The sequence below is a fragment of the Apilactobacillus ozensis DSM 23829 = JCM 17196 genome, from assembly GCF_001435995.1.
GTDB lineage: Bacteria > Bacillota > Bacilli > Lactobacillales > Lactobacillaceae > Apilactobacillus > Apilactobacillus ozensis.
In genome coordinates this window covers 144,585-159,170 of the sequence record NZ_AYYQ01000036.1, presented here as the reverse complement: position 1 = coordinate 159,170, position 14,586 = coordinate 144,585, and the positions used below count along the sequence as shown (strand labels likewise).

Here is a 14,586-nt window from a genome sequence, read left to right as displayed (position 1 = left end):
CCAGCCATAAATACAATTGTCACAATCAATATTTCAATCCCAAAAGATAGACTAGTTATATGTTCATTCGTCAATAAAAATAAATTTAATACTGTATCTAGAGCTGAACCAATCGAGTTTATCAACATGATAGTTGCTAAAAAGGGCACTACGCTCATCCCTGAACTACGATTCAATATTGTTTTAATATTTTTAAATAAAAATCCTTTGGCATGGAGTAATTTAGCGGGTGGAACCACTGTTTTAATGTGGCTATACCCCACCATTAAAATTACCGCGGCAATAATAAATGTAAAGGCATTAACATAACCGGCTAAGGCGTAATCATGTGTAGCACCTAAGATGGCTACACCGATTGCCTGACCTACTGGTTGTAGTAGCGCTCCAGTACTTTGATTTAAACCGATTACTTGTTGACGATAACTAGCTGGAATTTTATTTTTCATAATGACTAGTCGTAATCCGCCATTGTATGAACCAATACAGTCTGACAAAATATTAATTAAAATAATTATTAGCATAATTATCTCCGTACGTTCGTCAATAATATTAGCAAGTAGAATATACATTCCTGCTTGTATAAACTTAGTTAAAACTAAATATCTACTTTTGTGATGCACACAATCTGATAAACGCCCAATAAATACTGATAAAATCCCTGTTAAAATACTACCAATTGAAACTAACGTAATCATTAACTTGGCATTCGTAAATTCTTTAGCATACATTAATAGAATTATGTTAAAAACACTAATACCTAAAGTTTCAAAAATGTCACCACCTGTTAAGGCCCAAACTGCACGATTTTTTAACATTCCCATTTTAATCTACCCCTTATTATGTAAAAAAGCTAGTTCTAAAGTAATTAAGAACTAGCTTTTTAAAGTTACCAACCAATTTTTTTATCACTTTTTGGCAATGTTACTTCATCATTTTCAACTGCTGTAAAAGCATCGTCTAAAACTTGTAACGCCGTATCGAGTTGTTCTCTAGTAATTACCAAGGGTGGCTGGAATCTTAAAATGTTACCAGCTAATGTAATAATAACTACACCATGGTTGAACGCATAGTAAATGACCTTAGTAGCAGCATCTTTATCCGGCTCTTTAGTATCCGAATCTTTAACCAGTTCAATGCCACCATTTAATCCCCACATGCGAACATCGCCAATCATCGGATGTCGTTTTTGCATATCTAAGAATCTTTGCTTAGCATAAGCACCATCAACAGCTGATTTTTCAGCTAATTTTTCATCTTCAATGGTTTTAATAGTGGCTAAAGCGGCTGCCGCACAAATTGGATTACCAGATGTAGTAAAGAGATGGGCAGGGGCATCTAGGCTTTGTATAATTTCTTTTTTACCAATAACTGCACTAAGGGGCAAGCCGGAAGCTAATGATTTACCTACTGACATTAAGTCAGGCTCGATGTCAGAATATTGTTGGATTCCCCACATCTTACCAGTTCGGCCTAAACCTTGATTAACTTCATCCACCGCAAACAATATTCCATTTTCACGGCAAAATTTATAAACTAGTTGCATATATTCTTCAGGGGGCTTAACAATGCCACCATCGCCTTGGATGGGTTCAATTAATACACAGGCAGTTTCATCGGCTGGCAAAAACGATTCAAAAGGTTTTTTAAATTCGTTAAAGCAACGTACCGCTACATCATGCTCAGTTTCGCCTGCATACCGGCGATATAAATCAGGGTAGGGGACGTGTACCACTCCTGGTAACATTGGCCCCATGTTTCTAGTCATATTCAAACTAGTTCCTGAAAGGGTCTGTGAACCGTAAGTGGAACCATGATAAGAGCCCATATACGAAACAATGTATTGTCGGTTAGTATAGGCTCTAGAAAATTTAATAATTGCATCATTAGCATCAGAACCTGAATTACCAAAGCTGACCATTTTTTCTGAATTACCAGGAGCAATCTCAACTAATTTTTGAGCTAAATCAATTTCGGGCACATGATGAAAATAAGCTGGCGTATAGTGAATTAACTTTTTGGCTTGTTCGCTAATTGCCTTGACTACATTTTCATGGGTGTGTCCCACATTAATAGCAGAGGCACTAGCTAATAAATCAATATACTCATTATCATCAACATCAACTAATGTCGCTCCGTGTGCGTGATCAATTACTAAATCATAATAATTAATCCTTGCAGAACGTGCATAATATTGACTTTCTTCTTGAACGAGTTTTTTTGCTTTTGTTAATTTATTAATAAAAATCACCAACCTGTATTTCAATACTTAAATAATCATTTTTTATGAGTTCTAGTTGTAGCATTAGAATGTCTAATTCCATAAGCGAAGTAGATTATCATGCCAAATACGAACCAGCCTAATGAATAAATTTTAGCTTGAGAATCTAGTCCCCAGAAAACTCCTAGTGAACCTAGAAAGCCTAAAGCTGGTAATACTGGATAAAAAGGCATTTTAAACTTAGGATTTGGCAAATCTTTACCTTCACGACGACGTAGGGCATAGATACCAATTGAAACAAACATAAAAGCAATCAAAGTTCCAGCAGAAATTAGTTGCGCTAAGAATGCAAATGGGAAAAATGCACCTAATAGAATTCCGATAATTGTTAATACTAACAATGCTCGATTTGGCAAATTGTTTTTCAATTGACCCAATGATTTAGGTAGTAGGCCGTCACGACCAAATGAGTAAAGTAATCTAGATCCGGCTAACATCATACCAATCAAAGCGGTAAACATTCCTACAACTGCTACAGCTTGAACAATTGTTGCAACCATAGCGTGGCCACTATTACGTAAAGCCCAGCCCACTGGTTCAGCATTATTAGCATAATTAGTGTAATGGAACATTCCAACTAGTACTAACGATACCGCTACGAATAATACTACTGCGATAATCAGTGAACCTAAAATTCCACGTGGCATAGTTTTACCGGGGTTTTTAGCTTCAGCTGAGTTAGCTGCAATTGAGTCAAACCCAATGTATGCTAAAAAGATTTCTGAAACTCCAGCATAAATTCCTTGCCAACCACCAAAGGCTGAACCATCTGGATTTGGATGGTATTTAGGAATAAATGGTGTGTAGTTACTAGCTTTAATAGCAGTGAAACCAATTACAATAAAAGTCAAAACGGCTAACACTTTTAAAACTACTAAAGTATTTTCCACTCGTGCAGTTTGTGAAGCACCTTTGGAAAGCAAAAGGGCTACCATGATAACAATGATTACAACAAATAAATCAACTAAACCACCGTTAGATCCAGTTGAGGCACCAGATAAACTCCCTGGTAATTTAAATCCTAACGGGGCAATTAAGCCTTGAAAGTTAGCTGACAATCCAGAAGCCACAAAGGCCACCGCAATAAAGTATTCAGCTAGCAAAGCCCATCCGGCTATCCATCCCCAAAATTCACCAAAGACAACGTTAATCCAAGAATATGCTGAACCGGCAAATGGCATCGCTGATGACATTTCCGCATAAGCAAAAGCTACAATTCCAGCAACAATCGCTGCTACCAAGAAAGATAAAGCTACGGCAGGGCCAGCATGTTGAGCAGCTACCACCCCTGGTAGCGTAAAAATAGCGGTGGATACGATGGTTCCAACTCCTAAAGCTAGGAAGTCCTTAGTTTTTAAACTTCTGACTAAATGCGAATCCTTACTTTCATAAACATTCGGGTCTTCCTTACGGAACATCTTGTCGGTTAAACGACTCATAAACATCACTCCTATTTTCGTTACTTTCCCAAAAGTTAATATGTATGAAAACATAAAATTTGGATTTACGTAATATTACCGCACTTTTAATGAGAATGTCAATGTACTTTCTAATCTTTTTCTAATTTAACTTATATCTTAAATGTAATATTAATAAAGTTGTTAGTTGATATATAATGTAGAAAAGTTAAAAAGTATATTTTAGATTAAAAAAAGATTAGTTTTAGTGTTGACTTTGATTAAAAACGCTGTATTATATTAGACAAGTTAATAAATACAGAAAATAAACAAGATAATCAGGAGAGTAATCATTACTAGATGGTTCAGAAAATCTACATTTTGCTGTGAGTAGATCGATTCGAATATGACGAATATGGCCTGTGATTTGGCACTGTTGATATTTAAACAGTGATGGGGTGGCAACCATTATTAATTGCACACGTTTGTTTACAGACGTTAAGTGAGGATAGTAGTGTAAGCTATTATCAAATTAGAATGGTAACACGGAACTCCGTTTCTAGATTAAGTCTAGGGACGGAGTTTTTTTATTTTCTCATGTTTATAAATATATTTTAAAGGAGCGATTTTTTATGAAAAAAATCACAAAAATTATTGTCGGCATCAGCATTTTATTATTACTACCACTAACTGTATTAGCCGGTTGTGGTAACTCCGGTAAGACCATCAAAATTGGAATTATGGGTGGTGATAAACGAATTTGGCAACCAATTGCTCAAGATTTGAAAAAGAAAAATATCAACTTGCAATTAGTATCATTTTCTGATTATTCCCAACCTAATGCAGCTTTACAAAATCATGAAGTTGATTTGAATTCATTCCAACATGAAGCATTCTTAGATAATTGGAATAAAGCACACCAATCAAATATCGTTTCAATTGGTAAAACTTTCTTCTCACCACTAGCTTTATATTCAACTAAAGTCAAAAACATTCAAGGACTTAAAAAAGGTGCATCCATTTCACTACCAAATGACCCTACTAACGAAGGACGTGCCTTATATCTATTAAAGAGTGCGGGGCTGATAACTCTTAAAAACACTCCGTTACCAACAGTTAAAGACGTTACTTCTAACAAACTTAACTTAAAACTAAACCCATTGAACGCTGCACAAACTCCACGTTCCCTCAGTGATCAAGACGGTGCGATTGTAAATGCTGGATATGCTTTAGATGCTAACTTGAATGCTAAAGATGTTATCTACAAAGAAAAAGTAAACAAAGATTCTGCTCCATATATTAATTTAATTGCTGCTAATAAAGACGAAAAAAACAAAAAAGAATATCAAGAAATTGTTAAAGCATACCAATCTGAAGCTAACAAAAAACGAATTGCTAAAGTCTACAAAGGTCAATATATTCCAGCTTGGGATGCTAAATGGTAAGAATAAAGGAGGAATAAATTATGCCTCAGATTAGTTTCAAAAATATTAATATCACTTTTAAGCAAAAAGACAAAACGCTTGAAGCAGTTAAAGATGTTTCGTTAGACATTAATAAAGGCGATATTTACGGCATTGTAGGTTATTCCGGAGCCGGAAAAAGTACGCTAGTTAGGGTAATCAATCGTTTACAAGTGCCAACTAAAGGGCAAGTAATTGTTGAAAACAAAGACATAGGTAAAATAAAAGGCCGTCAGTTACGTGAATTAAGGCATAAAGTAGGGTTCATTTTTCAACACTTTAATTTAATGAACTCCAGAACGATTGCGGATAACGTATATTATCCAATGTTCAATACTGATACAAAGAATCGACATGCACGTGTACAAAAGTTGCTCAATTTAGTTGGTTTAACTGGGAAAGAAAATGCCTATCCAGCTCAACTATCTGGTGGGCAAAAGCAACGAGTCGCAATTGCTCGGGCCTTAGCTAATAATCCTAGTATCTTAGTTAGTGATGAGGCAACTAGTGCTTTAGACCCCAAAACAACTCAAGAAATTCTACAATTGCTTAAAAAAATCAATCGTGAATTAGGCGTTACTATCGTACTAATCACACATGAAATGGAAGTTGTAAAGTCATTATGTAACAAAGTAGCCGTAATGAATGCAGGCAAAGTTGTTGAAAAAAATAACATTTTAGAAATTTTTAGTAATCCCCAAAACAAACTCACCAAAGATTTTATTAATACTACTAATAACTCCACTAACGCTATTGAAACACTTAGTAAGCAAGCAAAGTTTAAAGAGTTAGCTCATGCAAGACGACTTTTTCAACTGACCTACTTAGGTGAATCTGCCGAGCATCCCTTCATCATTGATTTGTACAATAAATTTAATCTTTCCGCCAGCATCATTTATGGAAACATTGAATTTATTCAGGGCACCCCCCTAGGTAATTTAATCGTTGCCATTGAAGGACAACTACAATCAATTGACGCAGTGAAAAAGTATCTACTAGATAATCAAATTAGTTTGAAAGAAATTAACTTTGAAAACATTAATGTTAAATAAAGGAGGGACCGTCAATGAATCTTATATCGAAATATTTGCCCAACGTCGCTAATTCTATTCCGGATTTTATCCAAGCCACTTGGGAAACGTTATATATGACTATTTTAACCGCAATCATTGGTGGAATTATTGGTTTAATCGTTGGTGTTTTATTAGTCGTAACCGGTCCAGATGGAATTGCTGAGAACAGACCTTTTTACAATGTGTTAGATAAAATTGTCAACCTATTTCGTTCAATCCCATTCATTGTTTTACTAGCTGTCATTGCACCCTTCACAAGAATTGTAGTAGGAACTGCCATTGGAACCACAGCCGCTATCGTTCCGTTAATAATTGCTGTAATCCCATTTTATGCGCGCCAAATTCAAAATGCCTTGTTAGATGTTGACTACGGAATTATTGAAGCTGCCGCTGCTATGGGGTCATCTAGACTGGGCATTATTTTTAGAGTCTATTTAAAAGAAGGCCTATCACAAATCATTCGATCATCAGTTTTAACTTTAATTAGTTTAATCGGCCTAACTGCCATGGCTGGTACCGTTGGTGGTGGTGGTCTTGGTAATTTAGCAGTTATGATTGGATATGAACGTTTCCAAAATGATGTTACCTTTGTATCACTTATTTTAATTTTAATTTTGGTGTTTATCATTCAAATAGTTGGAGACATTCTAGCCAAGGCTACTGACCATGAGAATTTTAGCTAAAAGGGATGAACCATAATGGATAGAAATAATCGGCTCAAAATATTAAAACAGTTAGTCAATATTAAGACCGTTGCAAGCAATGAAGGTGAAGTCGCTAAATACTTAAGTAAATTATTTAATCAATATGGTGTTAAAAATAAGCTCATCCCACAATTCGATGGTCGAGATAACTTAGTCGCTCAAATTGGTCATCATAAGGGACCTAAATTAGCTTTTGCCGGACATGAAGATACTGTACATGAAGGCAATTTGAATAAGTGGGAATTCAATCCTTTTGAAGCCACCATCAAAGATAATCGGCTATACGGTCGTGGCGTAACTGATATGAAGGCGGGCTTAGCTGCAATGGTAGTTGCATTAATTGAGCTGCATACTGAAAATCAGACTTTACATGGTACCTTACGTTTTTTAGCTACTATTTCTGAGGAATTAACTCAAGGTGGAGCGAATCATTTAGCTAAATTGGGGTATGTCGATGACCTAGATGCTGTCATTTTAGGCGAGCCCACTGGACTTGGAATTGAGCAAAATAATCAACATTATTTAGTAAATGCCCATAAGGGAGCTTTAATTTATACAGTTGAAAGTTTCGGTAAAGCTGCCCATAGCTCTACACCAGAAAAGGGAATTGATGCAATTGAAAATTTAATCAACTATCGAAACACTGAAAAACAGTTATTTAAAGGATTTACCGAACGTGATAAAGAACTCGGTTCAACTATTTACACCCCAGACATTTTCCGTGGCGGTCAACAGGTAAATTCAATTCCAGACTATGCTTATCAACAAGTAATGGTACGTACGATTCCACAATTATCGAATGAAAAAATCATCGATAAAATCAAAAATTTGGTTAACAAATTAAATCATTCAGGCCATCAAAATAATTTCAAATTAAAGGTTAATTTTAGTGGTAATCCTGTTAAAACCGATAAAAATTCAGAAATTATTAAAGTAAGTCGTGAAACCTTCAATAAGGTAACTGGTGAAAATTTACCTATTAAGTCGTTGTCAATGGGGACCGATGCTTCTCAATTTACAAATCGTAATTCTAAATTATCAGCAATCGTATTCGGTCCAGGTAATAATACTGCTCATCAAACTAACGAATATATAGATTTGCCATCATACTTCAACTTTATTGAAGTGTACAAAAAAATAGCTATTAAATACCTGAGTTAAAAACATCTAAGGAGGAAGTGTATGAACAAACTACAAACTTTAATTACGTCTATTACTATAGTTGGAACATCAGTGTTTTTAACTGCCTGCGGAAATAACCAGCAAGCTAACAAAAAATCACATGGTAAATACGCCGGCAATCAAACACTTAATTGGACAGAAAGTTCCAATATCTCAACAATTGACGCATCTAAAGCTACGGATACACTTAGCTTTAACGTCCTATTAAACACTCAAGAAGGATTATATCGTCTGGATAAAAATGGTAAGCCTCAAAACGCTTTGGCTTTAAAAACTGATGTATCAAAAAATGGTAAAAAATATGTATTTCATTTAAGAAAAAACGTTAAATGGTCAAATGGACAACCTGTTACTGCTAAAGACTTTGTTTACAGCTGGCAAAGAACCGTTAATCCTAAGACTGCTTCACAAGATGCTTTTTACTTATATCCGATTGTTAATGCATCTGATATTAATGCTGGCAAAAAGCCAATTAGTTCATTAGGTGTTAAAGCTATTGATGATTACACGTTAGAATTGAACTTAACCCATCCAGTTAGTTACTTAAATAAGTTATTAGCGTGGCCACTATTTTTCCCTATTAACCAAAGTGCTGTAAATAAATATGGTAATAAATATGGTACACAAGCGAAATATACTGTTTCTAACGGCCCATTTAAACTTAGTGGGTGGACTGGAACAAATAAGCAGTGGTCGTTCGTTAAAAACAACAAATACTGGGACCAAAAAAATGTTCATTTAACAAAAATTAATGAGATTGCTACGCCTAGCACTACTACTAGCTACAACCTTTATACTGCCAATAAGGTAGACGAAACTTTACTAAGTGGTCAACAAGTTAAAAACAATTTAAAAAATAAAGAATTAGTTCAAAGGTTGCCTACAGCAACTTCTAGGCTAGACTTAAATCAAAACAAAATCAAAGCATTTAAAAATTTAGATATTCGTAAGGCTATTTCACTAGCAATTGATCGTAATGCCCTGACTAAAGATATTTTGCAAGATGGTTCTAAACCATCTAAGGGCTTTGTACCTGCTGGAATGGGTAAAAACCCCAAAAATAACACAAGTTTTGATAATGAATCGTATGTCAAAAACACATCTGAATATAATTTAAAACTAGCTAAAACTTTACTCCAAAAGGGCTATAAGAATACCGGAACTAACACATTAAAATTTAACATTTTAACTTCCGATACTGATAGTAGTAAATCAACTGTTGAATATCTTCAAAGTGCTTTGCAAAAGTTACCTGGAGTGTCTGTATCCATTACTAGTGTGCCTTTTGTTCAATTAATTACTAGACAAAATTCAGGTGATTATGAAGCTACTACAAAATCATGGCAATCAGTTTTTGCCGACCCTATTAACTATCTAGATGTGTATGAAAGTAATTCCTCCTACAACCATAGTGGATGGAAAAATAAAACTTTTGATAAGCTATTGGTCGATGCCGAAAACAAATATGGTAACCAACCTGAAAAACGTTGGAATAATCTGATTAAAGCTGAACAAATTTTAATGAATGAACAAGGTACCATTCCACTATATCAAGTAGCAAAACCACAACTACTACGTGCAAATGTAAAAGATGTTGTGTACAATCCAGCCGGAGTCCCATACGACTGGAAAAATGCATATATTAGCAAGTAAGGCGTGATTAGTAATATGACGAAAGAAACTTGTTATAATTTTATTGAAAAGACATTTATTAAATATGCCAAAATCAATACTCGTTCTGATGAAAACAGTAATAAAATTCCTTCAACCGTGGGACAAACTCATTTAGCCAAAATAATTTATAACGACCTAAAAGAAATGGGATGTGGCAATGTAGTCTACGATGAAATTGACGGATATGTTGTGGCAACTTTACCCAATAATTCTAATAAAGATGTTGCACCGATTGGATTCGTTGCGCATTTAGACACCGCGGATTTTCCAGCAGATAATATAAAGCCGTTAGTTCATAGAAATTATGATGGCAAAGATATTTTACTAAACAAAGCAAAAAATATTAGACTAACTAATGTTGAATTCCCCCACCTAAAAAACTACATTGGTCAAACACTAATTACTAGCGATGGTACTACCTTATTGGGTGTAGATGACAAAGCTGGAATTGCTGCAGCTGTTACAACCATCAAGTATTTTATAGACAACCCTAGTAAAAAGCATGGTGAAGTTAGTTTTGCGTTTGGACCAGATGAAGAAATTGGTTTAGGAGCAAAAAGATTTAATGTAAGTAAGTTTCCAGTGAGTTTCGCATACACACTGGATAATGGTTTACCTGGTCAAATCGAACCGGAAACTTTTAATGCTGCACAATCTAAAGTCACCATAAAAGGAACCGCTGTTCATCCCGGTAACGCCTATAAGACAATGGTTAATGCAATTACAATTGCTAATGAAATAATAAGTAAGTTGCCTAAGAATGAAGTACCTGAAAATAGTAAAGGCCGTGATGGTTTCTTTCTAGTAACTAGTTTTCAAGGATCTATTAGTGAAGTAAATATTAACATTATAGTTAGAGATTTTGATAATGAGAACTTTATTCGAAAAAAAGAACTTTTGAAACAAATTATAAAAGAGATATCTGAAGTTTATCCTCATCGAATTAACTTATCTTTACGAAATCAGTATGAAAATATCTATTCGTTTATTCAAAAGAATCCATACATTGTAGATTTAGTGCTTAAGTCTTATCATGACTTAAATTTAACTCCCAATATCCATCCCTTTAGAGGTGGAACCGATGGAAATTTCATTAGTAAAAAAGGTATTCCTACCCCAAACCTTTTTAATGGTGGTGAAAACTTCCATGGCCCTTATGAATTTATAACAACCGAAAACATGTTATTAACTTACAACACTATCAAAACTATTATTATTAACCACTTTAATAATTAAAAGCATTCTTAAAATGAAATGTATTAAAAAAGTAGCTTTAAACTAATTTTTAATGTACTTCATAGTAAGAATGCCTTTTTATTTACTAAATTACAGCTAAGTCGTTTCGTGTGATACGTTTTTTAATCCTAAAATTAAAATTTTGATTTACCATTTCGTTAAAATTATTTAAATATCATTCAGCTAACAACTAACATCAATAAACATTATACTCATTATATCTAATGTAAAATTAATCTTTTTTTAATTTAATAAGAAATATGCTATACTAAAAAGCAATATTTACAAGGAGGATTTACTTATGGAAAAATTACGTAATGTACATATGGACAGAATATTATAACAAGAAACCATGTGATTTATTCTGTTCATTTTGCCTAAAAAACAATATTTTTTATGTATTGATTAATAAAAGGATTTTCGATAATTTAATGCGTAAAAATTATTCTTATTTAAAAATAAAAATATTAAGAAGGCTTATGAGTGGAAAATTTCATATTTAATATTAAAAATCGTAAGATTATTGTCCTATGCATAATCATGGTTATCTCAACCGGAATGGCAACTGCAATTCAATTCATAAAGGGAAATATGGTTAATAACGCTATTGATCAAAATGGTCATGAATTGACAATTCAAATCATAGTATTCTTTATTTCAATGACAATTGAGGTCGCGTTTTATTATGTTGAGTGGAGATACGATAGCTATTTAATATCCAATTCGTTTTATGAATTGAAGACAAAAATCATTAGCAATGCTATGCATTTTACTAACCACAATCGAGAATTTGACAGTAAAAAAACAACCCAACTAATCTCTAATTCAGTTAGTAGTTTAGAATATGCTTATTATGGAGCTTGGTTTGATAACATTTATTGGATTCTTAGAATGATTTTCGTGTTAACTTCACTATTATTCGTAAATATAATTATCGCAATTGTTCTTTTTGTTTTAATGATTTTGCCACTCTTCATGACAAAATTATTTAAAAATAAAATTGCTAAAATGAACAAAATTTATATTGATAAATTAGGTAATAATTTAAAAAGATACGAAAATATTTTGAATAATTTAAGCCAGCTACACATTTTTCACGTTCACGAATTTTTCTTTAAAAAGATTAACCATGAACTATCCAAAGAACGTGATGAAAGGCAAGATTCACGTAATTTTCAATTCATTTTAAACGTTTCATATTCATTTATTTCCTACTTTTCTAATTTTACGGTTCTATCTATTTCAATGGTTTTAATTTTTAAAGGTTCAATTAAAATTGGAACGGCCGTAACCTTATTAGGATTAGTTGACCAACTAAGTATGCCTATTTTGTCACTATCAAAAAATTTATCATCAATTAATAGCTCAATTACTGTTCGGGAAGAATTAAAAGGTGCAATTACCCCAGGTCATAAAAAACCAAAGATTCAATTTAATAATCATTTAACTGTTAATAATCTAAAAGTCCGTTTAAAACATAATTTAATTGAATATGGTAATATTCAGTTTGAAGCTGGCAATAGTTATATTATCAAAGGCCAAAGTGGTTTAGGAAAATCTGTTTTCTTAAAATCCATCACAGGATTATTACCATTTCAGTCAGGAACAATTTTATATGATAACAAAATTATTGATAATAATTGTCGAAACGATGTTTTTACTAATATAAAAATGATTTCTGCTAGTAACACATTATTTAATGATACGGTTATAAATAATATTTTTTTTGATAAAATTCCTACCGAAAAAGAATATAATTATTGCCTAAATTTATTATCTAAGCCGATTTTAGATAAAACTTCAATTGATACATTATCTACTGGGCAGAAAAGGAGAGTATTATTATTGCGTGGATTGTTATCAAAATCATCAACCCTAATATTTGATGAACCAACTGCTAATTTAGATGCAATAACTAGTAACAAATTTTGGGAATTAATATTTAAATGGCAAAATAATCCTAAAAACACTTTAATTGTGGTTTCACACGTTAACGATGAAAAAATCATTAATAGATTTAACCATTTTCTAGATTTTAATAAATTAATAACTAAATAATAAAGAATGCAAAGAGCTGTTGTATAAATATTTACAATAGCTCTTTTTAATTGTATAAAATTAAACGTTAATTTTATTACTTTACTTTTTTAATAAACTGTAGTAAGGTACATATTATCGAAAGGAGTTGATATATATTGGAAAATTTTGTACCAAGTTTAAAAATTGCTGATATTTTATTAACTAAAACACTTGATAATCTAACCGGTCAAATCAATAAAAACCTAACTAGTAACCAAGTTGTCGTACTACTTTATTTGTATGAGCATCTTAATAAGGTTAATAAACAGGTTGATATTGAAAAAAATCTCAAAATAAGCCACTCTACTACCCGTGGCATTATTAAAAGGCTAATAAAGCTAGGCTTTGTTAAAACTAAGCCGATTCCAACCGATAGACGACAAATTCAAGTTGTATTATCTACTGGTGGGTTAAAACTATTGGAAGAAAATAAACAAAAATTTGAAAATATTATAAACACTACTTTAACAAAAGCAACTAAAGGGCTAAGCTCAGAAGACATACAAACTTTACAGAGAATTAATCAACAAATAATTAACAATCTACAGTAAGGGGTATCTAACAAATGAATACAGATATTAAAGGGAAGAGCTACAATCGTACCTTATTAATGGGTATCTTTTTAGCTGGATCTTTCATCGGTTTACTTTCTGAAACTTTTTTAAATAACGCTTTAGTAACTATCATGGATAGCTTCCAAATTAGTCAATCACTAGCCCAATGGCTTTCAACTGGATTTTTATTAGTCGTAGGACTAATGATTCCAATTTCATCTTGGGTATTTAATAATTTTAATACGCGTATGAATTATGTAGGGATGTTGACCATTTTCTTCATTGGTTCACTAGTCAGTGCATTAGCAATGAACTTTCCAATGTTACTAATTGGACGTTTAATCCAAGCCATTGCAGCTGGTTCAATGATGCCATTCGTACAAAATATTATGTTAGTAATGTTCCCACCTGAAAAACGTGGAATGGCGCTGGGTTTAACTGGTCTAGTTGTCGGATTAGGACCAGCCGTGGGTCCATCACTAGCAGGAATTATTTTGCAACATTACAGCTGGCATATGTTGTTTATCATCCCAGCTGTCGCATCAATATTTGTCATCGGTTTGGCTTTGGTTTTTGCCCGCGACTTAATTAATACTCGTAAAACTAAACTAGATTGGTTATCATTTTTAGAATCAGTAGTTGGTTTTGGAGCAATATTATATGTACTTTCTAAAGTCGGTGAACAAGGTAAGATAACTATTTCTAGCATTATTTTAGTTGTAATTGGTGCTTTAATGCTTTACCTTTTTGTTAAAAGACAAAAGAATATCAGTAATCCACTAGTAAACATCGAAATATTTAAAAATGGTAATTTCAACTTAAATACTGTGCTCAGTACACTTAGTAACATCGCATTAGTTGGAATTGAACTGATTTTACCACTATACCTTCAAAACGTGACTAAAGTTTCAGCATTAGAAACTGGTATTGTAATGTTACCAGGAGC

12 protein-coding genes are annotated in these 14,586 nt (G+C 33.0%); 9 read left to right on the top strand and 3 right to left on the bottom strand.

Translation table 11 applies throughout. From position 1 onward, the window contains the following. The 3 genes from FD06_RS07465 to FD06_RS07455 all read right to left on the bottom strand — a co-directional run. On the bottom strand, positions 1–821 hold an 821-nt coding region (locus FD06_RS07465), incomplete at its 3' end, for an MFS transporter (protein ID WP_056967151.1). 65 nt (positions 822–886) lie between these two features. Further along, positions 887–2,239: an aspartate aminotransferase family protein gene (locus tag FD06_RS07460; protein WP_056967157.1), complete on the bottom strand. Its 1,353-nt coding sequence runs from the start codon at positions 2,237–2,239 to the stop codon at positions 887–889. 35 nt (positions 2,240–2,274) lie between these two features. Then, positions 2,275–3,717: an APC family permease gene (locus FD06_RS07455; protein WP_054658099.1), complete on the bottom strand. Its 1,443-nt coding sequence runs from the start codon at positions 3,715–3,717 to the stop codon at positions 2,275–2,277. A gap of 590 nt (positions 3,718–4,307) precedes the next feature. Here FD06_RS07455 and FD06_RS07450 point away from each other — a divergent pair. The 9 genes from FD06_RS07450 to FD06_RS07410 all read left to right on the top strand — a co-directional run. Beyond that, entirely contained in the window at positions 4,308–5,120 is an 813-nt protein-coding gene (locus tag FD06_RS07450; RefSeq protein ID WP_056967150.1) for a MetQ/NlpA family ABC transporter substrate-binding protein, read from the top strand. 20 nt (positions 5,121–5,140) lie between these two features. Further along, positions 5,141–6,190 (top strand): methionine ABC transporter ATP-binding protein, encoded by a 1,050-nt coding sequence (locus tag FD06_RS07445; RefSeq protein ID WP_056967147.1) that lies wholly within the window; start codon positions 5,141–5,143, stop codon positions 6,188–6,190. Positions 6,191–6,204: 14 nt separating this feature from the next. After that, positions 6,205–6,894, top strand: coding sequence for a methionine ABC transporter permease (locus FD06_RS07440; protein ID WP_056967145.1), 690 nt, complete (start codon positions 6,205–6,207; stop codon positions 6,892–6,894). A 15-nt stretch (positions 6,895–6,909) separates the two neighbouring features. Then, the gene (locus FD06_RS07435; protein ID WP_056967143.1) at positions 6,910–8,076 is read left to right on the top strand and encodes an ArgE/DapE family deacylase; all 1,167 of its coding nucleotides are present in this window, start codon (positions 6,910–6,912) and stop codon (positions 8,074–8,076) included. Positions 8,077–8,097: 21 nt separating this feature from the next. Next, the gene (locus FD06_RS07430; RefSeq protein WP_056967141.1) at positions 8,098–9,750 is read left to right on the top strand and encodes a peptide ABC transporter substrate-binding protein; all 1,653 of its coding nucleotides are present in this window, start codon (positions 8,098–8,100) and stop codon (positions 9,748–9,750) included. 15 nt (positions 9,751–9,765) lie between these two features. After that, positions 9,766–11,007 carry a peptidase T gene (gene pepT, locus FD06_RS07425; RefSeq protein WP_056967139.1) on the top strand — a complete coding sequence of 414 codons (1,242 nt, stop codon included), beginning with the start codon at positions 9,766–9,768 and terminating at the stop codon, positions 11,005–11,007. A gap of 483 nt (positions 11,008–11,490) precedes the next feature. Next, positions 11,491–13,065, top strand: a complete 1,575-nt coding sequence (locus FD06_RS07420; RefSeq protein ID WP_056967137.1) for an ABC transporter ATP-binding protein — start codon at positions 11,491–11,493, stop codon at positions 13,063–13,065. A gap of 137 nt (positions 13,066–13,202) precedes the next feature. Further along, positions 13,203–13,637, top strand: coding sequence for a MarR family winged helix-turn-helix transcriptional regulator (locus FD06_RS07415; protein WP_056967135.1), 435 nt, complete (start codon positions 13,203–13,205; stop codon positions 13,635–13,637). 14 nt (positions 13,638–13,651) lie between these two features. After that, the coding region (locus tag FD06_RS07410; protein WP_202812978.1) for an MFS transporter at positions 13,652–14,586 on the top strand (935 nt) is incomplete at its 3' end.